Consider the following 24,769-nt stretch of genomic DNA (forward strand, 5'->3'; position numbering starts at 1 on the left):
ACTCATAAGCAGGATAAAAATATGCGGAGCAGGAGGAAAGCCATGCCCGGGCGCTTTGAACTGACATCTACCCTGGCGAAGATCTGGCACGCCCCGGATCAACTTCGTCTCATGGATCCGCTACCGCCCATGCATCGCCGCGGCATCATCGCCGGCTTCCTGCTGGTGATTATTGGTTTCCTGCTCCCCTCCGGCGATAACAGCACGCCGACCCAGGCAAGCCGTGAAGCCAGTCTCGATTTGCAGTCCCAGTCTCAGCCGCAAGGTTCGGGTAATCAGGCCGTGCCGCTTCCGCCAATCACCAATACGCCGACGGTCAGCGATGCCGATCAGGTTGCGCCTGTGGCGCCTGAAGCCATTCAGGATGAACAGCCTGACCAGCCGCAAACGTCTTCCTCTTCTCAGCCGTATCAACAACCGGCGCAGCAGCAGTCTGCGCCGGGTATTGAACAGCAGTGGCGCACCTACCGGATTGAATCGGGCAAAACGCTGGCGCAACTGTTCCGCGACCACGGTCTGCCAGCCACTGACGTCTACGCCATGGCGCAGGTCGAAGGCGCCGGCAAACCATTAAGCACCTTGCAGAGTGGACAGACGGTGCAAATTCGCCAGAACGCCAACGGCGTCGTCACCGGCCTCACTATTGATACCGGCAACGGCCAGCAGGTGCTGTTCACCCGCCAGTCGAACGGCAGCTTCGTGCGTGCGCGATAAACGCTTCGCTTAGGCCGGGTTGTACGCCCGGCCTAACGCGCCTGGCTTTTGTTCACCCAGCGGATCCCTACACACACCAGGACCAGCGCGATCGCGTACTTCCACTCAAAGATATTCTCGCCAAGAAAGATCGCCGACAGCACCGTCCCGGCCACCGGGATAACAAAGTTAAACGGCGCAATCATACTGACGCGATTGTGCTTGAGTAGCACGCTCCATAGCGCAAAAGCTATCGACGACAGCAGAGTTAAATAGCCAAGGATCATCGCTGCGGTCAGGCTGTGCATCCGTAGCTCCCCGCCGGTCAGATACCCGCCCGCCACCAGCACCAGACCGCCGAAGGCCAGCTGCCAGCCGGTCATCACCGTCGGGTCGACGGTTTGCGAGATGCGTTTGCCGTAGAGCGTCGCCGCCGAGAGGATGAACGCCGCCAGCACGACAAAGCCATCGCCCTGCCAAACAAAATTAAAATCGCCCAATGAGGCGTTGAAGTTCACCAACATCACGCCGACGAAGCCAAGCACGCAGCCGATAGTTTTGTTGTAGCTGAGCCGGTCATTCTGATAGATAAAATGCGCCAGCAGAACGCTGAAGAACGTCCCGGTGGCATTCATGATCGATCCCTTCACTCCAGTGGTGAACGCCAAGCCGACGTAGAAGAAGGCGTACTGGATAGCGGTCTGCGTTAGCCCCAGCATCGCCAGCTGCCCGCACTGGCGGCCATTGAGCCGGGCGATGGGTTTGCGCTGCGCCAGCGCAAACAGCAGCAACAATAAGCCCGCAAACAGAAAGCGATATCCGGCAAAAACAATTTTTGAGGGAACATCATCGGTGGCGATGTGCAGAAGCTCATACCCGTTTTTTATCGCCGGATAAGAACTGCCCCACAGCAGACAGCATAGCGTCGCGCAGACATAAGCAACTTTTTTATTGGCAAAAATCGAAGAGGTTGGAGAGGAAGCGTCCATTAGCTTTACCGGAAATAAAATCGTGTTTTATTTTATTATCCAGAAAGCGGCGAGAATAGCTACCATACCAGATAAAAATCAGGCAGGCGCTAAAAAGCAAAACGCCGGCACAAGGCCGGCGCATCGACGTGAGTTGAGTAAAAAATTACTCAGCTACAACGTTAACAACCAGTTTAGCGAAGACTTCGCTGTGAACCTGGAAGTCTACTTCGTGCTCACCGGTGGTGCGCAGAACGCCGTTCGGCAGGCGAACTTCGCTCTTCGCAACGGCAACGCCAGCTGCAGAAACAGCGTCAGCGATGTCGCGAGTACCGATGGAACCGAACAGTTTACCTTCGTCGCCAGATTTGGACGCGATGGTAACGGTGCCCAGTGCGTTGATTGCTTCAGCACGTGCGTTAGCAGCGGCCAGAACGTCAGCCAGTTTGGCTTCCAGTTCAGCGCGGCGCGCTTCGAAGAACTCAACGTTTTTCTTGGTAGCTGGAACAGCTTTACCCTGTGGTACCAGGAAGTTACGAGCATAGCCCGCTTTAACGTTTACCTGATCACCCAGGCTACCCAGGTTTGCTACTTTATCAAGCAGAATAACTTGCATTACCTTATCCTCTCAAAGTCGTATTAATGGACCGTGACCGATTACTGATGACGATCAGTGTACGGCAGCAGGGACAGGTAGCGTGCGCGTTTGATAGCGCGAGCCAGCTGACGCTGATATTTTGCACGGGTACCGGTGATACGGCTTGGGACAATCTTACCGCTTTCGGTGATGTAGTTTTTCAGCGTAGCGATATCTTTATAGTCGATCTCTTGAACGCCTTCCGCGGTGAAACGGCAGAACTTGCGACGACGGAAATAACGTGCCATATGGCTAGTCTCCAGAATCTATCAATTCAATCTGCTCGGCATGCAGAACCATTTTACTCAAGCCGTTCTTTGCCTTATGGCAACTAATGAACCCTTGAACGGTGACTGCGCTACCGACCGTTATACTGTGAGTAATGGCCTGGTTCTCGTGTCCGCTAATAATAACGGGCATTTGGCACCACGCCTGCCGGTGAAAACCGGCTTCCTCCTGCACAGAACGATGCTCAAGCACGAACTGGCAATGAGGAATTCCTGACGGGCTGACCTTTCGAAGGGGCATCCTGCACACGGTGCCGGACAACACCAGACGGTTGGTCATCAGGATTACTCTTCAGAATCCCCAGCTTCAGAATCATCTGCGGTTTCGTTAGCGAAATCTTCACGACGCTCACGGCGCTCGTCTTTCGCTTTAACCATCGGAGATGCTTCGGTAACAGCGTGCTTAGTACGCATTACCATGCTGCGGATAACGGCGTCGTTGAAGCGGAAGTTAGTTTCCAGCTCATCGATCGCTTCCTGCGGCGCTTCAACGTTCAGCAGAACGTAGTGAGCTTTGTGCAGTTTGTTGATCGGATAAGCCAGCTGACGGCGGCCCCAGTCTTCCAGACGGTGGATCGTACCTTCTGCTGCAGTGATTGCACCAGTGTAACGTTCGATCATGCCCGGAACCTGTTCGCTCTGGTCAGGATGGACCATAAAAACGATTTCGTAATGACGCATCGAATTGCTCCTTACGGATTATTCAGCCTCCTGTCTGGGTCAGCCGCGGCCCATGGAGGCAAGGAACGTGTTAAAGGGCGGCTGAAAAATTGACGCGTCATTCTAATTGCGCCCCCCCAGGAACACAAGCGCATTTGCACAAATAATTCGCACTAAGCGCCAAGCTGGGCTAAGTGGGTGATTTAAAATTAACCAATAAGGAACGCGGCATTTTTTTGAACAACTGCATCAGAAAAGGTCGCTATCAGGCGGCACGCCAGCGATTACAATTTAATCAATAGCCAGACACCAGCAAGAGGAGTCCAGCGTTTTACCCGTACTGTCAGTAAGGAGCGTTCTATGAAAAGCATTATCATCGCCGTAATGGCTGCGCTACTCCTTAGCGCCAACGCGCTGGCAGCCATCAAAATCGATGGGCGTCAGGCTCGCAACATGGACGATGTGCAGAGTCTGGGCGTAATTTATATCAATCATAATATGGCTAGCGAACAAGAGGCCGAACAGGCCCTGAACCAGGAAAGCGATGCCCTGGGAGCGAAGTACTTCCAGCCAATCCTGATTCACGAACCGCAGAGCAATGGCCTTATTCATGCCAGCGCCGCTATTTACCGCTAGCCCAGGTCGATGCTTCGCCTCTCCTCACGAGGGGCGAAGCGAATAACCGATGTAAACGCAATTGAGAATTATTTTCCCAACTGACTTACCAGCGTCATCGCAACCTGATTTAATCATCAATTCACCGTTTGATAATCAGGAGTGATTGATGGTCCCGCGTTTCGCGACCTTAGGTCGTATCCCGAAAGGAGTGTGGGTGCTCGGCGGCGTCAGCCTGCTAATGGATGTCTCGTCAGAGATGATCCACAGCCTGCTCCCGTTGTTTATGGCCACCACGCTCGGCGCCAGCGTCATTATCATCGGTCTTATCGAAGGGCTGGCCGAAGCCACCGCCTTAATCCTCAAAGTCTTCTCCGGCGTCATTAGCGACTACGTTGGCAAACGCAAAGGGCTGGCGCTGCTTGGCTACGGGCTGGGGGCGCTGAGTAAACCGCTGTTTGCCCTCGCGCCGAGCGCCGGGGTGGTATTTAGCGCCCGCATGATCGACCGCGTCGGAAAAGGCATCCGCGGAGCGCCGCGCGATGCGCTGGTCGCCGACGTAACGCCGCCGGAGATCCGTGGCGCGGCCTACGGGCTACGCCAGGCGCTGGATACCGTCGGCGCCTTCCTCGGCCCGCTGCTGGCGGTGCTGCTGATGTTTATATGGCATAACGATTTTCACGCTATCTTCTGGGTGGCGGTCATTCCCGCCGTACTATCCATTGCTCTACTGGGCTTTGGCCTGCAGGAGCCGAAATCCGCCATCGCGCACAAACGTAGCAATCCGCTGAAGCGCGAAAACCTGAAAAAGCTCTCCGCCGCCTACTGGTGGGTGGTCGCGATTGGCAGCATTTTCACCCTCGCCCGCTTCAGCGAAGCCTTTTTGGTACTGCGCGCCCAGCAGATGGAGATCCCGCTGTTTACTATTCCACTGGTCATGGTCGCGATGAACCTGGTCTACAGCCTCACGGCTTACCCGTTCGGTAAGCTCTCTGACAGCATGAGCCACAGCAAACTGCTGCAATGGGGGCTGCTGGTGCTGATCCTCGCCGATATCGTGCTGGCGCTCAGCGGCCACTGGAGCACGCTGCTAATCGGCGTCGCGCTGTGGGGGATTCACATGGGGATGACGCAGGGGCTACTGGCGGCGATGGTTGCGCATACCGCGCCGCCGGAACTACGCGGTACGGCATTCGGCATGTTTAACCTGATGAGCGGCCTGGCGCTGCTGCTGGCCAGTACCGGCGCAGGAGTACTGTGGGAAACCTTCGGCGCTGCCTCGACGTTTTACGCCGGCGCGATGATTTGCGTGCTCACGCTCATCGGCATGCGCTGTATGCCATCGGCCTATCGTCAGGGTTAAAAACGGCTCCGGGGCCAGACCAGTTGCTTCACCCTGAGGTGAAAGCCCCGGAGCGCGTAACTTACTTCTGCCCGTAGTAGGCGTCAGGCCCGTGTTTACGCAGAAAATGTTTCTCCATTAGCCAACTGTCGATGGGCTGTAGCTGCGGATTAATGCCGCGGGCGATCCACGCCATTCGCGCCACTTCTTCCATCACTACCGCATTGTGCACCGCCTCATGGGCATCTTTCCCCCAGGAGAACGGCCCATGCTGATAGACCACAATCCCTGGCGTATGTAACGGGTTGGCCTCGCCCAGCGTTTCGATAATCACCTTTCCGGTGTTCAGCTCATAGGCCTCTTCCACCTCCTGTGCGCTGAGCGCCCGGGTACAGGGGATATCGCCGAAGAAGTAGTCCGCGTGGGTGGTGCCGAGCGCCGGGATTGCCAGCCCCGCCTGCGCCCAGGCGGTAGCGTGCGTCGAGTGGGTATGCACCACCCCGCCGAGGCCGGAATAGCGACGATAGAGCGCAAGATGGGTCGCGGTATCGGAAGAGGGACGCCAGCGCCCTTCCACCACGTTGCCCTGTAAATCGACCACCACCATATCATCGACGGTCATTGACTCGTAGGCTACGCCGCTGGGCTTGATCACCACCAGCCCACGCTGCCGGTCGATTGCGCTGACGTTGCCCCAGGTAAAGGTCACCAGCCCGTAACGCGGCAGATCCATATTAGCTGCAAATACCTGCTGTTTAAGTTGCTGCATTATGCCGCCTCCGTCAGGCCCGCGCGCGCCATCCGCGCTTTCACCCAGTCGCGAGCCTTTGCGACTTCCGCCGCCGGGTCATCGGTGGTTTCACTCCACATCTCAATCAGATACGGGCCGCAGTAGCCCGTCTGCTTGAGCGTTTCGAAGCAACGTTCAAAATCGACGACGCCTTCACCGAACGGTACGTTTTTAAAGACGCCGGGCTTCGTATCTTTGACGTGCACCGCCACGATATGCCCCATACCGGCCTGCAGCTCCATCTGTACGTCGTTATCCCACGCCGACAAATTGCCAATGTCCGGATAAAGCTGAAACCATGGATTATTCAGGTAGTGGGCATAACCCAGCGCCTTGCTGATCGAGTTCATCAGCGGATAGTCCATGATCTCCATTGCCAGCGTCACCTGGGCCCGGCTGGCCATCTCGACGCTCTCTTTCAGGCCCTCGCGAAAACGGCGGCGCGTTTCATCGTTCGCCTGCTGATAATAAACGTCGTAGCCCGCCAGCTGGATCACCCGAATCCCCACATCCTGCGCCAGCTGGATGGCTTTACGCATAATTTCCAGCCCCTGATTACGCACCGCGTCATCTTCGCTGCCGAGCGGAAAACGACGATGGGCGCTGAGGCACATCGATGGCACCCGGACGCCGGTTTCGGCTACCGCCTTGACCAGCGCCAGGCGCTGCTCCTGGCTCCAGTCCAGCCGCGCAAGGCGGGCATCGGTTTCATCAAGCGACATTTCAACAAAATCAAAACCCAGCGTTTTCGCCAGCTGTAACCGCTCCAGCCAGCACTCCCCGGCGGGGAGCGCTTTTTCATAGATACCGAGCGGAATGTGTTTCGACAACATAGCCGCTCCTTAACCCCACAGCTGGGCGATAGAGCGTTTAAACTGGCGAGCCGCTTCCACCGGCGAAGCGGCATCGCGGATGCTGCGACCGGCAATAAAGACGTGAATAGGAATACCAGCGAACAGCGGCAGGTCTTCCAGCGCCAGTCCGCCGGTCACGGTGACTTTGAAGCCCATATCGGAAAGACGCTTAATCGCACTGATATCCGCCTCGCTCCACGCCACGCCCGCGGCCTGCGCGTCGCGGCTGCGGTGATAGACCACCTGCTGAATGCCCGCATCGCGCCACGCCTGCGCCTGCTCCCAGGTCCAGAAGCCGGTCAGCTCAATTTGTACGTCGCCGTTGAACTCTTTGGCGACATCCAGCGCCCCCTTGGCGGTGTTGATATCGGCGCAGCAGATCACGGTCACCCAGTCGGCGTTGGCTTCAAAGCACATCCGCGACAGGATTTTACCGGCATCGGCGATTTTGGCATCCGCCAGCACGATTTTATGCGGATACAGCGCTTTCAGATCGCGCACCGCGCGCACCCCTTCGCCGACGCAGAGAATCGTGCCCACTTCAATGATATCCACCTCTTCGGCGATCAGGCGGGTGGTCTCATAGGCGTGAGACAGGGTTTGGTTATCCAGCGCAACCTGCAACATTGGTAACTGAGACATCGTATCAACTCCCTCTTAAACAGCCGCCGCAGTGGCGTTTTCAATTAAATCCAGCACTTCCTGCTCGGTGCGGCAGGCGCGTAAACGGTCGAAATTGGCTTCATCATCAAACAGGTTAACGATCTGCATGATGCCCACCTCCTGGTGGGTGGTGGCGTCAACTGCCGCCATGGTGATCAGAATGTCGACCGGGTCGTTATCTTCGTGATTGAAAATCAGCGGTTTTTTTAGCGTCACCAGCGCAAAGCCGGTTTTCTTAACGCCCTCTTCCGGACGCCCATGAGGCATCGCCAGGCCCGGCGCGATAACAAAATAGGGGCCATGCTGCGCGACGCCATCGAGGATCGCCTGGTAGTAACGCGGTTCCACTACGTCGGCGGCCACCAGCAGATCGACGCCGATTTTCACCGCCTCCTGCCAGCTTTCCGCCTCCGCCTGCAGGCGTATGGAGTGGTTCTGCGCCAGAGAATCATGAAGTTTCATGGCGGCTCCTTATTTCACATCCTGCGGGAAGTGGGCTTTGATCACTTCAAGCAGTTTTGGGCCGAAATCCGCAGGGGACAGCATATTGCGCACGCCAACCACGTATTTATTGCCAGTGACGGTGATTTCGCCGGCGATGTGGGTCGAGGCAATAATGATATCCGCGCCGTTTAGCTCGCTTTTATACTCACCTACCGCGCAGCTGTTCACCGTGTGGTCGATGTTTGATTGCGTCAGGAACTGGTCCACCTTCATTTTCATGATCATGGAACTACCTTGCCCGTTGCCACACACAGCCAGAATACGTACGGTCATAATCAGAACTCCTTATTGAGCAGAGGCTTCTGCCAGTTGTTTTTCCGCGTCTTCCTCGGCGCGCAGCGCGCGGCCGGCGAAGAACATATAAGCCAGTGAAATCAGAATAATGACGGCCATAAACGCCAGCCCTATCGAGGCGAAACCCTGCATCATCGGCGGCGCCAGGATTGACCAATCCGCCATGCCCATCCAGGCGCTCATTCCGGTCAACTTCACCGCCCACACGCAGCCGAAGATTTCAATCATGCCCATCACCAGACAGATCTTGAGGGCCGCGCGCCAGCCGCCGAAGTGATTAGCAAAGACGCCAATCGTCGCGTTAGAGAAGAACATTGGGATAAAGCCCGGGATGATCAGAATGGAGGAGCCAACGCCGACGAGAATACCAACGGCAATCAGTTGGCCGATGGTGCCCCACATAAAGCCCCAGACCACGGCATTCGGCGCGAAGCTATAGATAGCGGCGCAGTCGATCGCCAGCACGGCGCCGGGGATCAGGCGCTGTGAGATACCGTTGAAGGCTTCGGACAGCTCGGCAACGAACATACGCACGCCCTGGGTAATGATGAAAATGGCCACGGCGAAGGAGAAACCGGTCTGCAGGATATAGACCGTCCAGTGGGTTTTGCCCGCCATCGCCTGTACAACATCGATGCCAAAGGAGAGCAGAATGGCGCCAAAGAAAATGGTCATCACAATCGCGGTAGAGACGATGTTGTCGTGGAAAATATTGAGCCAGCCCGGCAGCTTGAGGTCTTCGACGCTCTCCTCTTTTTTCCCCAGATACGGCGCCACTTTATAGGCAATCCACGAGGCAAACTGCTGTTGGTGACCGATAGAGAAGCCGCAGCCGTCGGTAACCAGTTGAGTCGGCTTAAACATCATGTTGGAGGTGATACCCCAGTACAGGGAGACCAGCACCGCGGTGCAGATAATGGTCGTCCACATGGAGTAGCCGAAGATGAAGAAAGAGACCGCAATCAGCCCCGCCTGCTGAAACATAATATGGCCAGTCAGCATGATAGTGCGGATGCCGGTAATGCGGCGCAGCAGGACGTAACAGATATTTAGCGCCAGGGCCAACAGCACCGCATACCCCACCCAGCTATAGGCCTCGCCCATCCGGTCGATGGTCGCCATCATTGAGGCGTAGGTATCGGAAATCGCGCCATTGATGCCATAAACCTCTGACATTTTCGCCACCACCGGCTTAAAGGTGCTGGTAAGAATGCCGGAGCCAGCTTGTAACAGCATGAAACCAATGATGGTTTTGATCGTGCCTTTGATAATCACGCTGACGCTTTTACGCAACAAGATATAGCCAAGGCAGGTCACGATACCCAGCAGCAGCGGGGCATTAGTCATTACCTGATTAAAGAAGACGGTAAAGATGTTGTAGAGGATCTCCATAACACACTCCAGAAGAGGAAGGCTTTGAACGCGCATGACGCTCAGCAGTTGTCGTCGCCCTCACTCTAATAATCAAAAACAATCACAACAAGATTGAATTTGATTAAATGTGACGCATCACGCAAATAATCATATTTTTTGTGCGTGTATTTTCCACTACGTCACGACATAACCAAACAAACCACTAATATCAACAATATACATACATGCCTGATATTAAATTCAGGGTTTATCAGCGCGTTAGCGCAACGCTCTCACCGCTTTTTATTGAAAATAGCCGATTGCATTCCTGAAAAAACAGTGCCAGTATCAATCAAAACAAATCACCAATTGATTACTTTTGAAAATAAAAGAGGAAGAGATCGATGAGTAAAGTGCAAACCATCACCCGTGAATCCTGGATTTTGAGCACTTTCCCGGAATGGGGTAGCTGGCTGAATGAAGAGATCGAACAAGAGCAGGTTGCGCCGGGCACCTTTGCCATGTGGTGGCTGGGATGCACCGGCATTTGGCTAAAATCGGAAGGCGGCGCTAATATTTGCGTCGATTTTTGGTGCGGTACCGGTAAGCAGAGCCACGGTAATCCGCTGATGAAAACCGGCCACCAGATGCAGCGCATGGCCGGGGTGAAAAAACTACAGCCGAACCTGCGCACTACGCCATTCGTGCTCGATCCTTTCGCCATCCGCCAAATTGACGCCGTGCTGGCGACGCACGATCACAACGATCATATCGACGTTAACGTCGCCGCCGCGGTGATGCAAAACTGCGCCGCCGATGTGCCGTTTATTGGACCAAAAACCTGCGTTGATCTGTGGATTGGCTGGGGCGTGCCGGCAGAACGCTGCATCGTCATGAAGCCGGGCGATGTGGTGAAGATCAAAGACATTGAGATCCACGCGCTCGACGCATTCGATCGTACTGCGCTCATTACCCTGCCAGCCGATCAAAAAGCCGCCGGCGTGCTGCCGGACGGAATGGACCAGCGCGCGGTCAACTATCTGTTCAAAACGCCGGGCGGCAACCTGTACCACAGCGGCGACTCACACTATTCCAACTACTATGCGAAGCACGGTAACGAGCATCAGATTGACGTCGCCCTCGGTTCCTATGGGGAAAACCCGCGCGGTATCACCGACAAAATGACCAGCGCCGATATCCTGCGCATGGCGGAATCGCTAAATGCCAAAGTGGTCATTCCGTTCCACCATGATATCTGGTCCAACTTCCAGGCCGACCCACAGGAGATCCGCGTACTGTGGGAGATGAAAAAGGATCGTCTGAAATACGGCTTCAAGCCGTTTATCTGGCAGGTCGGCGGTAAATTTACCTGGCCGCTGGATAAAGACAATTTCGAATACCACTACCCACGCGGATTCGATGACTGCTTTACCATTGAGCCAGACCTGCCGTTCAAATCCTTTTTGTAATCCTATTCCGGCGGGCGCGCCCGCCGGAATTCCCTTTCCACATTAGTATTTAGCGTTAATTTCAAATATCATCTTTGCTTGTCACTTTTAATCGGATTCGCTCATGACTGAAGCGCAAAGACATCAAATTTTACTGGATTTGCTGGCGCAAACGGGATTCGTTACCGTTGAACAGGTAATCTCCCGCCTCGGCATCTCTCCGGCGACGGCAAGACGCGATATCAATAAGCTTGATGAAAACGGCAAGCTGAAAAAGGTCCGTAATGGCGCGGAAGCCATCAGCGAACAGCGCCCACGTTGGTCGCCAATGAACATTCATCAGGCGCAAAACCACGATGAGAAAGTGCGGATTGCCCGCGCCGCCTCGCAGCTGGTTTCTCCGGGCGAAAGCATCGTTATCAACTGCGGCTCCACCGCCTTCCTGCTCGGCCGTGAATTATGCGGCAAACCGGTGCAGATCATCACCAACTACCTGCCGCTGGCCAACTATCTGATTGACCAGGAGCATGACAGCGTGATCATTATGGGGGGGCAATATAACCATAGCCACTTCATCACCCTCAGTCCGCAGGGTAGCGAAAACAGCCTGTATGCCGGGCACTGGATGTTCACCAGCGGCAAAGGGTTAACCGCCGAGGGATTGTACAAAACCGATATGTTGACCGCGATGGCCGAGCAGAAAATGCTTAACGTCGTTGGCAAACTGGCGGTACTGGTCGATAGCAGCAAAGTCGGCGAACGCGCCGGGATGCTGTTCAGCCAGGCCAGCCAAATCGACCTGGTCATTACCGGTAAGCAGGCCGATGAAACGATCCTCAAGCAGCTTGAGGATCAGGGCGTGCAGGTTATCCGCGTTTAAAGATGCTGCCGGAAAAAGGCGATGGTCGCGTCCAGCGCTTCAGGGGTAATGCGATGGCGCACGCCCTTTTGCCACTGGCAGGTCAGGTTAGTTGTCAGGCCGCTCTGCGTTAACGCCTGCTGGAGGCGGAAAGTTTCGCCGGGCGGAACCACGTCGTCTGCGTCGCCGTGCCACAGCAGCAGCGGCTTGTCGGCTAGCACCGCTAACTGATGAGTCACGTCCCACTCCTCCAGGCTTGCCGTATCGAATCCGGGCGACGGAAACAGCGTCTGCGCGAGGCTGCTGAAATAGCCCGAGCCCATCAGGCAGGCCACGCATTTTAGCTCCGGATGATGGGTCATGATACCGAGCGCGGTCATGCCGCCCATTGATGCGCCGGCCACCGCCAGCCGTTCATCTTCCAGCCATCCCTCAGCGATAATCGCGTCTCGCAGGGCGGGAAATTCAAGAAAATTCTGTCGCAGGATCGGCCAAAAACGCTGCATTCGCCCCTCCTCGTCGCCGCGAAAACGCGCGCCATGTTCGGCGGCATCCGGCATAATCACCCGGAAACCGGCTTCAGCCAGCGCGACGGCGAAGTAGCTGTAGACCAGCTTAGAAGAGGTAAAACCGTGATAAAAGACGATAACCGGCAGAGGCTTATCCGCCATCCCAGCCGGACAGGCATGGATCGCTTCACCGCCTGCCAGATTGCGCATTTCGAGTGTAATCAACTATCGTCTCCTTCTTTATAGTGGCACGGCGTCTCGCACCAAAACATTCGTCAAAGCTTTGCGTTGAGCACGATTTATAATGTTGAGAGCTCGGTTACGCTTTCATAACATTTTCATTCGAAAATCGCGCGATAGATAACAATTCGGGAACATTCCCCAGAAATGATGTTCAGGCTACCACTACACTATCACTATCAGGAAACGAGATATGGTCATGCGTAGGTTTACACCGTGGTTACTGGCTCTCGCCTTAAGCGGATGTAGCGTCCTGCAGGGTACGCCGGAGGCGCCGCCGCCGGCAAGCGATCATCCGCAGGAGATTCGTCGCAATCAGACTGAGGGCCTGCAAAAGATAGGTACCGTCAGCGTGCTGATGTACGGTTCGCCGATGGATGTCGAGACCGCGTTGAAAGCCAAAGCAGAAGCCGCAAAAGCGGATTACTACGTCATCGTTATGATCGATGACACCATGGTTCCCGGCCAGTGGTATTCGCAAGCGATTCTGTATCATAAATAGCGGTGTGATGCGTTTTTAACCAGCTTTACACTGCTTTGCGTCCATTCACGTTCTCCTGCGCATAATAACGTTCGGCCAGCCTTTTTGGCAGAACGTTAGCAAACGGACTGCCCTCGGGATTACGTGAAATGGAGCTGACGATGAAACGATCACTGACCTTACCCAGCCTGTTGCTGACCACCACGACGGCCAATACTTCCGCTCAGTCAGCCGAATTCGCCAGTGCGGATTGCGTCACTGGCCTGAACGAAATTGGTCTGATTTCCGTCAATAATATCTCCGGCAGTCAGCAGGATGTCGAGCACGCCATTGCCGTAAAAGCCGATGAGCAGGGCGCTTCCTGGTATCGTATCGTTCAGATGTATGAAGAGCCGCAGCCGGATAGCTGGCGGGTGCAGGCCATTCTCTACGCCTGAGACGGCTGTCGTCCGCGCCCCATCGCCCGTAGCAGCGCATCGTCCAGCAATTGAGCGTCCAGGCGGATACCTCCTCGCGGATCCAGCATCATCCGGCACCACGCCTGGGCCAGCGGCGGCGATGCAAAGCGCAGCATCTGCGCCCCCGCCCCCAGGCAATACACCAGACGCGCTATTTCTCGTCCCTGCGCCTCAACCGGCCGCCGCAAGAGTTGCTGAAGCTGTCGCCACGCGCGGTCATAATGCCGGTTCTGCCCCTTGACCTCAGCGCACTCCGTCGCCAGCATTTCTAACGCCGCCGGCTGCTTGCCAAGCACCCGCATCACGTCGAGGCACATAATATTGCCGGAACCTTCCCAGATACTATTCACCGGCATCTCACGATATAAGCGCGGGAGTTCGCTCTCTTCGCAATAACCGATACCGCCCAGCACTTCCATCGCCTCGGCGACAAACGGTATACCGGCACGACAGATAGCAAACTTGGCGGCCGGGGTAAATAAACGAGCCCATAGCACTTCATGCGCATCGTCGCGCCGATCCCAGGCGCGAGCCAGACGGAACAGAAAAGCGGTTTGTCCTTCAAGACGCAGCGCCATCTGGCCCAGCACCTGACGCATCATCGGCTGATCGGCCAGATTCTTGCCGAACGCCTGACGCTGCAGCGCATGGTAAAGCGCCACCGAGTATGCGCGGCGCATCAGGGCATGGCTGCCGGCCGCGCAGTCGAAGCGGGTCAGCGCGCCCATCTTGAGAATTTGCCGCACGCCGTCGCCCTCTTCGCCTATCAGCCACCCGCAGGCGTCAAAGAATTCGGCTTCGCTACTGGCGTTAGAGCGGTTGCCTAATTTATCTTTCAGCCTCTCCAGGCGCACGCCATTGCGTTGGCCATCGGGTAAAAAGCGCGGCACAAAGAAGCAGGAGAGCCCGCCCGGCGTCTGGCCTAATACCAGATGCGCATCGCTCTGCGGCACCGAGAAGAACCATTTATGGCCCACCAGCCGATAGAATCCTTCCGCCGTTTTTTCCGCTCGGGTGGTATTGCTGAGCACATCCGAACCGCCCTGTTTTTCGGTCATTCCCATGCCAATCAGCAATCCACGTTTCTGATCGCCCGGTGCGAGATGCGGGTCATAGCGATCGCTGAGCAACGGCGGCAGCCAGTCGCTAAAGACGGTGGGCAGCGCGCGCTGTAGCAGCGGCGTTGCGGCGAAGGTCATGGTTATCGGGCATAACGTTCCCGCCTCCACCTGGGCATGCAGCATAAAGCGGGCAGTACGGGCAACAAACGAACCCGCGCGGGCATCCTTCTGCCCGGCAAGATTATGCACCCGGTTGGCGCACAGTCCCTGCATTAGCAAATGCCAGGCGGGGTGAAACCGCACGTCATCCAATCGGGCGCCGGTGGCGTCGTAGCGTAGCAGTTCCGGCGGATTACTATTGGCCAGACGCCCCAACTCCAGCGATTCCGCCGTGCCTAACTGCTGGCCGATGCTGGCGAGCAGATCGCTATCCCAGCCGGCGCCTTCACGCGTCACTGCCTCACAAAGCGCGGTATCGGACAAAAACAGATTACTGTTACACAACGGCGTCGGTTGATTGAATACGGTATGCGTTTGCCAGTGCATGATGTCTCCCTCCGTCAATGGCTCTGACAGTAAGTATGGTCGGCCGCATAGACGCTCACAAAAAAACCGCTACGCCTTCGTGAAGCCCATCACAGGCATAAGAATTTAAAATTTTCTCATTAAAAATGTATGGAATAATTTATTCATTCGTTACTGTTTTGTATCAGTCGGGGCTTCCTATGCACACCGCCAGCACAACATCGGCAGCGCAAAAACGCGCGCTGATCGCCGGTTCTATCGGTAACTTTATTGAATGGTACGAGTTCGCGGTCTATGGCTTTCTGGCGACCGTAATTGCGAAAAATTTTTTCCAAATGACTGGAGAAGCGCCGCTGACCGGGCTGATTCTGACTTACGCCTCTTTCGCGATAGCGTTCTTCTTTCGCCCGCTGGGCGCCATCGTTTTTGGCCGTCTCGGCGACCGCATCGGCCGCAAGCCGACGCTGATTATCGTGTTGGTACTGATGACGCTCGCCACCACGGCTATCGGACTGGTACCGGTTTACGCCAGCATCGGTATTGCCGCACCGCTCATTCTGACCGGATTACGTATTCTTCAGGGATTGTTTGCCGGCGGCGAGTACGGAGGTGCGGTATCGCTGATGACCGAGTTCGCCCCTAAAGGTAAGCGTGGGCTGTATGGCGCATGGCAATCTTTTACCGTCGCGCTGGGGCTGCTGGCAGGCGCAGGCGTGGTCGCGCTGATTTCCGCCGCGCTTAGCCCCGAATCGCTGCATGACTGGGGCTGGCGCATCCCCTTCTTTCTCGCCATACCGATGGGCATCGTCGCGCTGTGGCTACGCGTTAAAATGGAAGAGACGCCGGGCTTTTTACGTCAGCAGCAGGCTACACCGCCCGCGGAAACCCGCGCCAGTTGGCGCCAGACGCTCAAAGCGATTTTCACCGGCATTGGCCGGCTGATGGTATGGTCGGCGGCGGGTTATACCTACCTGGTGATCATGCCCTCATACCTCCAGTCCGCGCTGCACACCGGTTTTAATCAGGCGCTGCTGATTGCGGTGATCTCCAACATTGGCTTCGCCATCACCATCTTGCCTGCCGGGATGCTCAGCGATAAGTTGGGACGTCGGCGGGTGATGGTCGCGGCTGCGGTATTGCTGCTGGTACTGGCGCTGCCGCTGCTGAAAATATTGCAGGCGGAAAGCAGCACGCTGCTGGTGAAAGGTATCGTGGTGCTGATTGCGGGTGGACTGGTGGGGATTCTGGCCGGGCCTGGGCCGGCGATGCTGGCGGAGATGTTCCCTACCAGGGTGCGTTATACCGGGCTGGGGTTAGCCTATTCGCTATCAAATGCCGTGTTTTCCGGCTGCGCCGGATTGATTATTACCGGCCTGATTAAACAGACCGGTAATCTGGATATTCCGGCGTACTACGTGATGGCGACGGCCGTCGTCAGTATTGCCGCGCTGATGACGCTCAATAAGAACGATCATTTGCGGGCGCTGGACGACTAACCTACCGCGCCCGCGGCGGCTTAGCTGCGCTGGCGCACCGCTTCAAACAGGCAAATACCGGTGGCGACGGAGACGTTCAGCGAAGAGACGCTACCTGCCATCGGGATACTGATCAGTTCATCACAATGTTCGCGGGTCAGACGACGCATACCTTCGCCTTCCGCGCCCATCACCAGCGCCATCGGGCCGGTCATTTTGCTCTGGAACAGCGTATGGTCGGCTTCGCCGGCGGTACCAACGATCCACACGTTTTCTTCCTGCAGCAGACGCATGGTCCGCGCCAGGTTAGTGACGCGGATCAGCGGCACGCTTTCCGCCGCGCCGCAGGCGACTTTCTTCGCCGTAGCGTTGAGCTGAGCGGAACGATCGCGCGGCACGATCACCGCATGCACGCCGGCGGCGTCGGCGCTACGCAGGCAGGCGCCGAGGTTGTGCGGATCGGTGACGCCGTCGAGGATCAGCAGGAACGGTTGATCGAACTGCGCCAGCAGATCCGGCAGATCGTTTTCCTGATACTGACGTCCCGGCTTCACGCGGGCAATGATGCCCTGATGCACCGCGCCTTCGCTTTTCTCATCGAGGAACTGGCGGCTGGCAACCTGAATCACCACGCCCTGCGCTTCAAGGGCATGAATCAGCGGCAGCAGACGCTTATCCTCACGGCCTTTCAGAATAAAAACTTCCTGAAAACGCTCAGGGGCGCGTTCCAGCAGTGCCTGCACCGCATGGATGCCGTAAATCATTTCACTCATTGATGTACTCGTTTTAGGTTCTGTTATCCGTTCCCTTCACCCCGTTCTGCGCCAGCAGACTTCAGGGCGAAGGGACGTCAATCACTCGGCGATCTTCTTTTTCGCCGCGCGCTTGGCTTTGGTTGCCGCGGCGATTTTCTGCGTTTTCGCCGACGGTTTTTTCGCTTTCTTTTCGCCTTTCGGTTTGGCTTTAGCTTTCTCTTTTTCCTTACGGAAGGCGCTATCCGGCTCGAAGTTTACCTGCTTGCCGACCTGGCGACGACGGCCGCCGCCGTTTTTACCCGGCGCGCCCTTCTTCGCTTTTTCGCGTGCGGTTTTGCCGACATTACGCGGGCCGCGTTCACTGGAAATCAGGCTGAAATCAATCTTACGCTCATCCATATTGACCGCTTCGACGCGCACTTCCACGCGGTCGCCCAGGCGGTAAGTCTGGCCGCCGGACTCGCCGATCAGCCGCTGTCCTACCTGGTCGAAGCGATAGTAGTCATTATCCAGTGAGGAGACATGTACCAGACCATCGATAAACAGATCGTTCAGGCGGACGAAGAAGCCAAAGCCGGTGACGCTGGCGATCACGCCGGAGAAGGTGTTGCCCACCTGATCCTGCATGAAGTCGCACTTCAGCCAGTCTGACACTTCGCGCGTTGCTTCATCGGCGCGGCGCTCGGTCATCGAGCAGTGCTCGCCCAGCTGCAGCATCTCTTCCATGCTGTAGTGCCAACCGCCGGTCTCGGTGCTATTGCCTTTATGTCCCTGCTCTTTCGCCAGTAAATACTTAATAGCGCGATGCAGCGACAGGTCAGGATAACGACGGATCGGCGAGGTGAAGTGGGCGTATGACTGCAGCGCCAGGCCGAAGTGGCCGCGGTTTTCCGGATCGTAGACCGCCTGCTTCATGGAACGCAGCAGCATCGTCTGCAGCATTTCCGCATCCGGGCGATCGGCGATGGAAGTCAGCAGCTCGGCGTAATCGCGCGGCTCCGGTTTGTTGCCGCCCGGCAGCTCCAGCCCCAGCTCCGCCAGCACGGTGCGGAAGGCGGTAATCGCTTCGGTGCTTGGCTTATCGTGAATACGGAACAGCGCTGGCTCCTGCGCTTTCTCAACGAAACGCGCCGCGGAGATGTTCGCCAGAATCATGCACTCTTCGATCAGCTTGTGCGCATCGTTACGCTGAGTCTGTTCGATACGCTCGATACGACGCTCGGCGTTGAAGATGAATTTAGCTTCTTCACTTTCAAATGAGATACCGCCGCGCTCTTCACGGGCGCCATCCAGCACCTTATAGAGGTTATGCAGCTCTTCAATATGCTTCACCAGCGGCGCGTAGTGTTCGCGCAGCTCTTGATCGCCCTGCAGCATATGCCAAACCTTGGTGTAGGTCAGACGGGCGTGAGAGCTCATCACCGCTTCATAGAATTTAAAGCCGGTCAGGCGACCTTTTGACGAGATCGTCATTTCGCAGACCATACACAGGCGATCGACCTGCGGATTCAGCGAGCACAGGCCGTTGGACAGCACTTCCGGCAGCATCGGTACGACCTGCGAAGGGAAGTAGACTGACGTCCCGCGGCTGCGCGCTTCGCCGTCCAGCGGCGTACCGGGACGCACGTAATAGCTCACGTCGGCGATAGCCACCCATAGACGCCAGCCGCCGCCGCGTTTTTTCTCGCAGTACACCGCGTCATCAAAGTCGCGGGCATCTTCGCCGTCAATAGTAACCAGCGGCAGAGAGCGCAAATCAACGCGCCCGGCTTTCGCCTCTTCCGGCACCTGCTCTTTGAGGCCGGAGACCTGTTTTTCCACCGCCGGCGGCCAGACGTAAGGGATCTCATGGGTACGCAGCGCCATATCAACGGCCATGCCGGTGCCCATATTGTCGCCCAGCACTTCAACTATTTTGCCGACCGCCTTGGTACGACGGGTTGGACGCTGGGTCAGTTCGACCACCACCACGTAACCCATGCGGGCGCCCATGATCTCTTCAGGAGGGATCAGGATATCGAAGCTTAGACGGCTGTCGTCCGGCACCACGAAGCCCACGCCGGCATCGGTGAAGTAACGGCCGACGATCTGGCTGGTTTTCGGCACCAGCACGCGAACGATGCGCGCTTCGCGACGGCCCTTACGGTCCGCGCCCAGCGGCTGGGCCAGCACCTGATCGCCATGAATACACATTTTCATCTGCTCAGATGAAAGATACAGGTCGTCTTTGCGCCCTTCGACGCGTAAAAAGCCGTAGCCGTCGCGGTGGCCAATAACGACGCCTTTAACTAAATCGAGACGTTCCGGCAGCGCATAGCACTGACGGCGAGTGAAGACCAGCTGGCCATCGCGTTCCATTGCCCGCAGGCGGCGACGCAGCGCTTCAGTTTGTTCTTCGCCCTCGATATTTAACTCAATCGCCAGCTCGTCGCGGCTGGCCGGTTTTTCACGTTTGGTTAAATGTTCGAGGATAAATTCACGGCTCGGGATGGGATTCGCGTACTTCTCAGCTTCGCGTTCCTGGAATGGGTCTTGTGACATATCGGTTCCTCCGTTGTCATCTCCGATGAAAGTCTGACTGCGTTTTACGCCGCCGCTTTGTGGGTTCTCTTTACGCTGCGGCGCAAATCATTCAGCGCTTTTCTTCCACCAGTAATAATTTATATAGCGGTTGATTCTTTTCAACCAAATCGGCCAGCGTGTAGTTATCCAGTTCCTTCAGGAAACTTTGCGCGGCTTCGGCAAGTGCCTGTTTCAGGCGGCAAGCGGGAGTAATGTGGCAAAATTCGCTGCTGCAATTCACCAGCGATAGCGGCTCCAGATCGCGCACAACATCACCCACGCGAATCATTTTAGCCGGCTTGCCAAGGCGAATCCCCCCATTCTTTCCCCGCACGGCCGTCACATAGCCAACACGGCTTAACTGATTGATTATTTTGACCATATGATTACGGGAAACGCCATAGACATCCGTCACCTCGGAAATACTGGTCATTCGGTCATCCGGCAACGACGCCATGTAAATCAGCGCGCGTAATCCGTAATCGGTGAAACTCGTTAACTGCACATCAACCTCAGGGTAAGGGGAAAGCGGTGAATCCGCGGGTATTAACTCTATTGATGATAAACCAGCCAGCGCTCAGGCCGCTAATTTATTTGAAATGGGGCGGGCGAACTGCAAAAACAAGGGCGCCCGAACGGCGCCCCTGGATGATGATTACGCGTCGAACGGATCGCGCAGAATCATAGTCTCAGTACGGTCAGGACCGGTAGAGATGATATCAACCGGCACGCCGGTCAGCTCTTCAATACGCGCGATGTAGTTCAGCGCTGCCTGCGGCAGGCCGCTACGCTCTTTCACGCCGAAGGTGGTTTCGGACCAGCCCGGCATGGTTTCGTAGATAGGCTCGATACCTTCCCAGTTGTCGGCAGCCAGCGGAGTTGTGGTCACTTCACGGCCGTCCGGCATACGGTAACCGACGCAGATTTTCACTTCTTTCAGGCCGTCAAGGACGTCCAGTTTGGTCAGGCAGAAGCCGGACAGGGAGTTAATCTGCACCGCACGGCGTACCGCGACAGCGTCCAGCCAGCCGGTACGACGACGACGGCCGGTAGTGGCGCCGAATTCGTTACCCTGCTTGCACAGGAACTCGCCGGTTTCATCAAACAGCTCGGTCGGGAACGGGCCCGCGCCTACGCGAGTCGAGTAAGCTTTGATGATACCCAGAACGTAATCCACATAACGCGGGCCCAGGCCGGAACCGGTCGCCACGCCACCCGCGGTGGTGTTGGAGGAAGTTACGTACGGATAGGTACCGTGGTCGATATCCAGCAGCGTGCCCTGCGCGCCTTCGAACATCACGAAGTCGCCGCGCTGACGCGCCTGATCGAGCAGATCGGAAACGTCAACGACCATGCTGGTGAGGATGTCGGCAATCGCCATCACATCGTCCAGCACTTTCTGGTAGTCAACCGCTTCTGCTTTATAGAAGTTCACCAACTGGAAGTTGTGATATTCCATCACTTCTTTCAGTTTGTCAGCGAAGGTGGCTTTATCAAACAGGTCGCCAACGCGCAGGCCGCGACGGGCGACTTTATCTTCGTAAGCCGGGCCGATACCGCGACCGGTCGTACCGATAGCTTTCGCGCCACGCGCTTTTTCACGCGCTACGTCCAGCGCGACGTGATAATCGAGAATAAGCGGGCAGGCTTCAGAGAGCAGCAGACGCTCACGAACAGGGATACCACGGTCTTCCAGACCTTTCATCTCTTTCATCAGCGCAGCCGGAGACAGCACAACACCGTTTCCGATGATGCTGGTTACATTCTCACGGAGAATACCTGATGGAATAAGATGGAGGACGGTTTTTTCACCGTTGATTACGAGAGTATGGCCTGCGTTATGGCCACCCTGGTAGCGCACAACATATTTAGCCCGTTCTGTCAGGAGATCGACGATCTTCCCTTTACCTTCGTCACCCCATTGGGTGCCCAGTACGACGACGTTGTTACCCATTTTTTCAAAATCACCGTTTGCTTAAAAATGGATTCTACCATCGCTTTTTCAGAGTTACAGCACTTTTTGCACTCAAAATGAGGTTAATCCGATTATTTTTTGATCAGCCAATCGATTTCCTCAACATGTAGTAGATGACAATGCCAGCCACCACAAGACCGCCGCCAAAGCGACGCAATAAATTATCCGGCAGTTGGCTCATTGTCGCTACCATCTTGCGCCAGGCGCGGGGATAAAGCAGTGGGCCAAGACCTTCGAGAACTAAAACCAGCGCCAGTGCCAGCCAAATTGTTGCATTCATTATTGATGACCCTTATAGAAAAACAAAACCGCCGCCAGTTGGCGCCGGTGAGTATTACCGCAAACCCTTTTTCTTTCTTCACATTCTCCGGCATTTCACAGGCAATATGAAACCACTAGCTGAGAGAAAAATCACAATCTATGGCATGAAAAAAGGCGCCTCTTGCAAGGCGCCTTATGATTTCACACTGGCCCGGCTTATTTACGCACGGAATCCGGTGACTTCATGTAACGGAAGAAATCGCTATCCGGGCTGAGGACCATCACGTCCTGGTTGCTCTGGAAGCTCTTCTCATAGGCGCGCAGGCTACGGATAAAGGCATAGAAGCCCGGATCCTGACTGAATGCATCGGCAAACAGTTTTGCCGACTCGGCATCGCCTTCACCGCGCAGAATACGCCCTTGACGCTCGGCTTCCGCCAGGGTCTTGGTCACTTCATAGTCCGCGGTAGCGCGCAGTTTTTCCGCTTCTTCCTGACCTTGTGAACGATGGCGACGAGCAACCGCTTCACGCTCGGCGCGCATACGGTTGTAGATCGCTTCAGACACTTCAGCCGGCAGGTTGATCTGCTTGATACGTACGTCAACGACTTCAATACCCAGCGCCGCCATACTGTTCGGGTTGATCACCTGAACCTTACCGTTAGTTTCAGCTTCTACACGCTCTGCCGCTTTAGCGATAGCGTCATCGGCTGCCGGCGTCGAGACTTCATCTTCTGTACCAGCAGAACCGGAGTTCAGCGCATCACGCACCTCCAGGGTCAAACGACCGCGGGAATCAGTCACGATGTCTTTCACGTCCAGACGACCAATCTCAGAGCGCAGACGGTCAGAGAACTTACGCTTCAGCAGAACTTCGGCCTGGGAGACGTCGCCGCCGCCGGTCGCCAGATAGTAACGACTGAAGTCACTGATGCGCCACTTGATATAGGAGTCGACGATCAGATCTTTCTTCTCTTTGGTAACAAAGCGGTCAGCCTGGTTGTCCATGGTCTGGATACGCGCATCCAGCATTTTCACGGACTCAATAAACGGGATCTTGAAGTGCAGACCCGGCGCATACACCAGCGGCTTGTTCTCATCGTCGCGCAGAACTTTGCCGAAGCGCAGCGTAATGCCACGCTCGCCTTCTTTCACCACGAAGACAGACATGTAGAGCACTACCAGCACGACGACAATGATCGCGATAACAGATTTACGCATCGTTATTCCCCCTGACGCTGGTAGTCGTTACGCTGCGCGTTGGCGCGGCGTTGGTCCATAATGGTACCCCCGGTTGAACTCGAGGTTGATGAGGTGCTGGCGCTGCTTGAGCTGGACGCAGGCGGCAGACGCAGCAGATCGCTTGCGCCACTGCTATCGCTCTTTGCCGGCGCGCCGGTGGCGCCTTTCAGCATCTGATCCAATGGCAGAACCATCAGGTTGCCGCCCTTGCTGTCATTAACCAGCACTTTGCGGGTATGGCTCAGCACTTTTTCCATGGTTTCGATATACAGACGCTCGCGGGTAATTTCCGGCGCGGCTTTATATTCCGGCAGGATCTTCGCAAAGCGAGCGACTTCACCCTGCGCTTCCAGTACGGTCTGGGTTTTATACGCACGCGCCTCTTCGAGGATACGCTGCGCCTGACCGTTAGCACGCGGCTGAACTTCGTTGGTATAGGCTTCCGCTTCGCGGATGTACTGCTGCTCGTTCTCACGCGCGGCAATGGCATCATCAAACGCGGCCTTCACCTCTTCCGGCGGACGCGCCGTCTGGAAGTTAACGTCCAGCAGGGTGATACCCATGTTGTACGGACGAATGGTCTCTTCCAGCTCGCGCTGGGTATCGCTACGGATAACGGTACGACCTTCGGTCAGGATACGGTCCATGGTGTACTTACCAATGACGCCGCGCAGGGCGCTGTCGGTGGCCTGACGCAGACTATCGTCGGCGCTGGTCACGCTAAACAGGTAGCGCTCCGGATCGGTCACCCGGTACTGTACGTTCATCTCAACGCGCACGACGTTCTCATCGGAAGTCAGCATGACGCCGGACGCTGCCAGTTCGCGAACCGACTCGACGTTCACCGCTTGCACATTATCGACAAAGGTTGGCTTCCAGTTCAGACCTGGCTCAACCAGATGGCTGAACTTGCCAAAGCGTGTCACCACACCACGTTCCGCTTCCTTGATGGTATAGAAACCGCTGGCTGCCCAGATAATCACCGCCGCTGCAGCAACGATGCCGACAATGCGCCCACCCATCGGACCGCGCGGGCCCTGAGTCACATTACCGCCACCCTGGCCGCCTTTACCGCCGCCGAGACCGCCAAGTTTTTTGCTTAACTTGCGGAAGATATCATCCAGATCGGGCGGCCCCTGCTCGCGACCGCCTTTGTTGCCATTTCCCTCAGAGTTGCCGCCATTTTTGCTGCTTCCCCACGGGTCGCGGTCCTGTCCGTTATTACCGGGCTGATTCCACGCCATGTATATGCTCCATA

General features: G+C 56.2%; 28 protein-coding genes. 8 read left to right on the top strand and 20 right to left on the bottom strand.

From position 1 onward, the window contains the following. Positions 1-42 precede the first annotated feature (42 nt). Positions 43-714: a LysM-like peptidoglycan-binding domain-containing protein gene (locus KGA69_RS03995; RefSeq protein WP_047046269.1), complete on the top strand. Its 672-nt coding sequence runs from the start codon at positions 43-45 to the stop codon at positions 712-714. 32 nt (positions 715-746) lie between these two features. Here KGA69_RS03995 and KGA69_RS04000 read toward each other — a convergent pair whose 3' ends face one another. The 5 genes from KGA69_RS04000 to rpsF form a co-directional block, all read right to left on the bottom strand. Beyond that, positions 747-1,682 carry a DMT family transporter gene (locus tag KGA69_RS04000; RefSeq protein WP_045396899.1) on the bottom strand — a complete coding sequence of 312 codons (936 nt, stop codon included), beginning with the start codon at positions 1,680-1,682 and terminating at the stop codon, positions 747-749. Between the two features lie 145 nt (positions 1,683-1,827). Next, positions 1,828-2,277: a 50S ribosomal protein L9 gene (rplI, locus tag KGA69_RS04005; RefSeq protein WP_015368607.1), complete on the bottom strand. Its 450-nt coding sequence runs from the start codon at positions 2,275-2,277 to the stop codon at positions 1,828-1,830. Between the two features lie 41 nt (positions 2,278-2,318). Further along, positions 2,319-2,546, bottom strand: a complete 228-nt coding sequence (rpsR, locus tag KGA69_RS04010) for a 30S ribosomal protein S18 (protein ID WP_000135199.1) — start codon at positions 2,544-2,546, stop codon at positions 2,319-2,321. Positions 2,547-2,550: 4 nt separating this feature from the next. Next, on the bottom strand, positions 2,551-2,865 hold the full coding sequence (gene priB, locus KGA69_RS04015; protein ID WP_015704181.1) for a primosomal replication protein N: 315 nt from the start codon (positions 2,863-2,865) through the stop codon (positions 2,551-2,553). 5 nt (positions 2,866-2,870) lie between these two features. Continuing rightward, entirely contained in the window at positions 2,871-3,266 is a 396-nt protein-coding gene (rpsF, locus tag KGA69_RS04020; RefSeq protein ID WP_004098001.1) for a 30S ribosomal protein S6, read from the bottom strand. A 339-nt stretch (positions 3,267-3,605) separates the two neighbouring features. Here rpsF and KGA69_RS04025 point away from each other — a divergent pair, with 339 nt between their 5' ends. Continuing rightward, entirely contained in the window at positions 3,606-3,881 is a 276-nt protein-coding gene (locus KGA69_RS04025) for a YdgH/BhsA/McbA family protein (protein ID WP_045396896.1), read from the top strand. 148 nt (positions 3,882-4,029) lie between these two features. After that, on the top strand, positions 4,030-5,223 hold the full coding sequence (locus KGA69_RS04030; RefSeq protein ID WP_045396893.1) for an MFS transporter: 1,194 nt from the start codon (positions 4,030-4,032) through the stop codon (positions 5,221-5,223). A 61-nt stretch (positions 5,224-5,284) separates the two neighbouring features. Here the strand turns inward: KGA69_RS04030 and KGA69_RS04035 are convergent, their stop codons facing one another. From KGA69_RS04035 to ulaA, 6 genes are read right to left on the bottom strand one after another with little or no spacing between them, the layout of a single operon-like run. Beyond that, a complete protein-coding gene (locus KGA69_RS04035; RefSeq protein WP_015704178.1) occupies positions 5,285-5,971 on the bottom strand; it encodes an L-ribulose-5-phosphate 4-epimerase in 687 nt (228 codons plus the stop codon). Beyond that, positions 5,971-6,825: an L-ribulose-5-phosphate 3-epimerase gene (locus KGA69_RS04040; RefSeq protein WP_045396890.1), complete on the bottom strand. Its 855-nt coding sequence runs from the start codon at positions 6,823-6,825 to the stop codon at positions 5,971-5,973. The genes KGA69_RS04035 and KGA69_RS04040 overlap by 1 nt, the downstream gene beginning before the upstream one ends. A 9-nt stretch (positions 6,826-6,834) precedes the next feature. Next, positions 6,835-7,488 carry a 3-keto-L-gulonate-6-phosphate decarboxylase UlaD gene (gene ulaD, locus KGA69_RS04045; RefSeq protein ID WP_015368613.1) on the bottom strand — a complete coding sequence of 218 codons (654 nt, stop codon included), beginning with the start codon at positions 7,486-7,488 and terminating at the stop codon, positions 6,835-6,837. A 15-nt stretch (positions 7,489-7,503) separates the two neighbouring features. Next, the gene (ulaC, locus tag KGA69_RS04050) at positions 7,504-7,971 is read right to left on the bottom strand and encodes a PTS ascorbate transporter subunit IIA (protein WP_015368614.1); all 468 of its coding nucleotides are present in this window, start codon (positions 7,969-7,971) and stop codon (positions 7,504-7,506) included. 9 nt (positions 7,972-7,980) lie between these two features. Continuing rightward, positions 7,981-8,286 (bottom strand): PTS ascorbate transporter subunit IIB, encoded by a 306-nt coding sequence (ulaB, locus tag KGA69_RS04055; protein WP_001577590.1) that lies wholly within the window; start codon positions 8,284-8,286, stop codon positions 7,981-7,983. Positions 8,287-8,298: 12 nt separating this feature from the next. Then, positions 8,299-9,699: a PTS ascorbate transporter subunit IIC gene (gene ulaA, locus KGA69_RS04060; protein ID WP_015368616.1), complete on the bottom strand. Its 1,401-nt coding sequence runs from the start codon at positions 9,697-9,699 to the stop codon at positions 8,299-8,301. Between the two features lie 365 nt (positions 9,700-10,064). On the opposite strand from ulaA, the gene ulaG reads away from it, so the two are divergent. Both ulaG and ulaR read left to right on the top strand, forming a co-directional pair. Beyond that, the gene (ulaG, locus tag KGA69_RS04065; protein ID WP_045396887.1) at positions 10,065-11,129 is read left to right on the top strand and encodes an L-ascorbate 6-phosphate lactonase; all 1,065 of its coding nucleotides are present in this window, start codon (positions 10,065-10,067) and stop codon (positions 11,127-11,129) included. A gap of 103 nt (positions 11,130-11,232) precedes the next feature. Continuing rightward, complete coding sequence (ulaR, locus tag KGA69_RS04070) at positions 11,233-11,988, top strand: HTH-type transcriptional regulator UlaR (RefSeq protein WP_015368619.1); 756 nt, start codon at positions 11,233-11,235, stop codon at positions 11,986-11,988. Here the strand turns inward: ulaR and yjfP are convergent. Then, positions 11,985-12,701: an esterase gene (yjfP, locus tag KGA69_RS04075; RefSeq protein ID WP_213292853.1), complete on the bottom strand. Its 717-nt coding sequence runs from the start codon at positions 12,699-12,701 to the stop codon at positions 11,985-11,987. The genes ulaR and yjfP overlap by 4 nt on opposite strands. A 208-nt stretch (positions 12,702-12,909) precedes the next feature. On the opposite strand from yjfP, the gene bsmA reads away from it, so the two are divergent. Continuing rightward, positions 12,910-13,218, top strand: a complete 309-nt coding sequence (gene bsmA, locus KGA69_RS04080; RefSeq protein WP_015368621.1) for a biofilm peroxide resistance protein BsmA — start codon at positions 12,910-12,912, stop codon at positions 13,216-13,218. 140 nt (positions 13,219-13,358) lie between these two features. Further along, on the top strand, positions 13,359-13,634 hold the full coding sequence (gene yjfN, locus KGA69_RS04085) for a DUF1471 family protease activator YjfN (RefSeq protein ID WP_213200088.1): 276 nt from the start codon (positions 13,359-13,361) through the stop codon (positions 13,632-13,634). Here yjfN and KGA69_RS04090 read toward each other — a convergent pair. Next, a complete protein-coding gene (locus KGA69_RS04090; RefSeq protein ID WP_213292854.1) occupies positions 13,625-15,262 on the bottom strand; it encodes an isovaleryl-CoA dehydrogenase in 1,638 nt (545 codons plus the stop codon). The two genes, yjfN and KGA69_RS04090, sit on opposite strands and share 10 nt — an antisense overlap. Before the next feature lie 179 nt (positions 15,263-15,441). Between KGA69_RS04090 and KGA69_RS04095 the strand changes: the two genes are divergently transcribed. Then, positions 15,442-16,737 carry an MFS transporter gene (locus tag KGA69_RS04095; protein WP_213292855.1) on the top strand — a complete coding sequence of 432 codons (1,296 nt, stop codon included), beginning with the start codon at positions 15,442-15,444 and terminating at the stop codon, positions 16,735-16,737. Between the two features lie 20 nt (positions 16,738-16,757). Here KGA69_RS04095 and rlmB read toward each other — a convergent pair whose 3' ends face one another. The 7 genes from rlmB to hflK all read right to left on the bottom strand — a co-directional run bounded on the left by rlmB (position 16,758) and on the right by hflK (position 24,755). Further along, complete coding sequence (gene rlmB / locus KGA69_RS04100; RefSeq protein WP_015704174.1) at positions 16,758-17,489, bottom strand: 23S rRNA (guanosine(2251)-2'-O)-methyltransferase RlmB; 732 nt, start codon at positions 17,487-17,489, stop codon at positions 16,758-16,760. 81 nt (positions 17,490-17,570) lie between these two features. After that, a complete protein-coding gene (gene rnr / locus KGA69_RS04105; RefSeq protein ID WP_045396877.1) occupies positions 17,571-20,012 on the bottom strand; it encodes a ribonuclease R in 2,442 nt (813 codons plus the stop codon). A gap of 91 nt (positions 20,013-20,103) precedes the next feature. Continuing rightward, the gene (nsrR, locus tag KGA69_RS04110; RefSeq protein ID WP_045379682.1) at positions 20,104-20,538 is read right to left on the bottom strand and encodes a nitric oxide-sensing transcriptional repressor NsrR; all 435 of its coding nucleotides are present in this window, start codon (positions 20,536-20,538) and stop codon (positions 20,104-20,106) included. Between the two features lie 150 nt (positions 20,539-20,688). Continuing rightward, the gene (locus KGA69_RS04115; RefSeq protein WP_045396875.1) at positions 20,689-21,987 is read right to left on the bottom strand and encodes an adenylosuccinate synthase; all 1,299 of its coding nucleotides are present in this window, start codon (positions 21,985-21,987) and stop codon (positions 20,689-20,691) included. A gap of 103 nt (positions 21,988-22,090) precedes the next feature. Further along, positions 22,091-22,288 carry a DUF2065 domain-containing protein gene (locus tag KGA69_RS04120; RefSeq protein ID WP_015368629.1) on the bottom strand — a complete coding sequence of 66 codons (198 nt, stop codon included), beginning with the start codon at positions 22,286-22,288 and terminating at the stop codon, positions 22,091-22,093. A gap of 197 nt (positions 22,289-22,485) precedes the next feature. Continuing rightward, complete coding sequence (hflC, locus tag KGA69_RS04125) at positions 22,486-23,490, bottom strand: protease modulator HflC (protein ID WP_015368630.1); 1,005 nt, start codon at positions 23,488-23,490, stop codon at positions 22,486-22,488. A gap of 2 nt (positions 23,491-23,492) precedes the next feature. Next, positions 23,493-24,755, bottom strand: a complete 1,263-nt coding sequence (gene hflK / locus KGA69_RS04130) for an FtsH protease activity modulator HflK (RefSeq protein WP_045396872.1) — start codon at positions 24,753-24,755, stop codon at positions 23,493-23,495. Between the last annotated feature and the right edge of the window lie 14 nt (positions 24,756-24,769).

The sequence above is a fragment of the Klebsiella sp. A52 genome (assembly GCF_018388785.1).
Classification (GTDB): Bacteria; Pseudomonadota; Gammaproteobacteria; order Enterobacterales; family Enterobacteriaceae; genus Klebsiella; species Klebsiella aerogenes.

What these genes read in the sequence shown, in the direction of transcription:
- hflC (WP_015368630.1), bottom strand. Translation starts at nt 23,490, where the DNA reads ATGCGTAAATCTGTTATCGCGATCATTGTCGTCGTGCTGGTAGTGCTC.
- yjfN (WP_213200088.1), top strand. Translation starts at nt 13,359, where the DNA reads ATGAAACGATCACTGACCTTACCCAGCCTGTTGCTGACCACCACGACG.
- KGA69_RS03995 (WP_047046269.1), top strand. Translation starts at nt 43, where the DNA reads ATGCCCGGGCGCTTTGAACTGACATCTACCCTGGCGAAGATCTGGCAC.
- rnr (WP_045396877.1), bottom strand. Translation starts at nt 20,012, where the DNA reads ATGTCACAAGACCCATTCCAGGAACGCGAAGCTGAGAAGTACGCGAAT.
- KGA69_RS04095 (WP_213292855.1), top strand. Translation starts at nt 15,442, where the DNA reads ATGCACACCGCCAGCACAACATCGGCAGCGCAAAAACGCGCGCTGATC.
- KGA69_RS04000 (WP_045396899.1), bottom strand. Translation starts at nt 1,682, where the DNA reads ATGGACGCTTCCTCTCCAACCTCTTCGATTTTTGCCAATAAAAAAGTT.
- rplI (WP_015368607.1), bottom strand. Translation starts at nt 2,277, where the DNA reads ATGCAAGTTATTCTGCTTGATAAAGTAGCAAACCTGGGTAGCCTGGGT.
- rpsF (WP_004098001.1), bottom strand. Translation starts at nt 3,266, where the DNA reads ATGCGTCATTACGAAATCGTTTTTATGGTCCATCCTGACCAGAGCGAA.
- KGA69_RS04035 (WP_015704178.1), bottom strand. Translation starts at nt 5,971, where the DNA reads ATGCAGCAACTTAAACAGCAGGTATTTGCAGCTAATATGGATCTGCCG.
- KGA69_RS04090 (WP_213292854.1), bottom strand. Translation starts at nt 15,262, where the DNA reads ATGCACTGGCAAACGCATACCGTATTCAATCAACCGACGCCGTTGTGT.
- hflK (WP_045396872.1), bottom strand. Translation starts at nt 24,755, where the DNA reads ATGGCGTGGAATCAGCCCGGTAATAACGGACAGGACCGCGACCCGTGG.
- KGA69_RS04115 (WP_045396875.1), bottom strand. Translation starts at nt 21,987, where the DNA reads ATGGGTAACAACGTCGTCGTACTGGGCACCCAATGGGGTGACGAAGGT.
- priB (WP_015704181.1), bottom strand. Translation starts at nt 2,865, where the DNA reads ATGACCAACCGTCTGGTGTTGTCCGGCACCGTGTGCAGGATGCCCCTT.
- rlmB (WP_015704174.1), bottom strand. Translation starts at nt 17,489, where the DNA reads ATGAGTGAAATGATTTACGGCATCCATGCGGTGCAGGCACTGCTGGAA.
- ulaR (WP_015368619.1), top strand. Translation starts at nt 11,233, where the DNA reads ATGACTGAAGCGCAAAGACATCAAATTTTACTGGATTTGCTGGCGCAA.
- ulaD (WP_015368613.1), bottom strand. Translation starts at nt 7,488, where the DNA reads ATGTCTCAGTTACCAATGTTGCAGGTTGCGCTGGATAACCAAACCCTG.
- bsmA (WP_015368621.1), top strand. Translation starts at nt 12,910, where the DNA reads ATGGTCATGCGTAGGTTTACACCGTGGTTACTGGCTCTCGCCTTAAGC.
- KGA69_RS04025 (WP_045396896.1), top strand. Translation starts at nt 3,606, where the DNA reads ATGAAAAGCATTATCATCGCCGTAATGGCTGCGCTACTCCTTAGCGCC.
- KGA69_RS04030 (WP_045396893.1), top strand. Translation starts at nt 4,030, where the DNA reads ATGGTCCCGCGTTTCGCGACCTTAGGTCGTATCCCGAAAGGAGTGTGG.
- ulaG (WP_045396887.1), top strand. Translation starts at nt 10,065, where the DNA reads ATGAGTAAAGTGCAAACCATCACCCGTGAATCCTGGATTTTGAGCACT.
- KGA69_RS04040 (WP_045396890.1), bottom strand. Translation starts at nt 6,825, where the DNA reads ATGTTGTCGAAACACATTCCGCTCGGTATCTATGAAAAAGCGCTCCCC.
- KGA69_RS04120 (WP_015368629.1), bottom strand. Translation starts at nt 22,288, where the DNA reads ATGAATGCAACAATTTGGCTGGCACTGGCGCTGGTTTTAGTTCTCGAA.
- ulaA (WP_015368616.1), bottom strand. Translation starts at nt 9,699, where the DNA reads ATGGAGATCCTCTACAACATCTTTACCGTCTTCTTTAATCAGGTAATG.
- ulaB (WP_001577590.1), bottom strand. Translation starts at nt 8,286, where the DNA reads ATGACCGTACGTATTCTGGCTGTGTGTGGCAACGGGCAAGGTAGTTCC.
- ulaC (WP_015368614.1), bottom strand. Translation starts at nt 7,971, where the DNA reads ATGAAACTTCATGATTCTCTGGCGCAGAACCACTCCATACGCCTGCAG.
- rpsR (WP_000135199.1), bottom strand. Translation starts at nt 2,546, where the DNA reads ATGGCACGTTATTTCCGTCGTCGCAAGTTCTGCCGTTTCACCGCGGAA.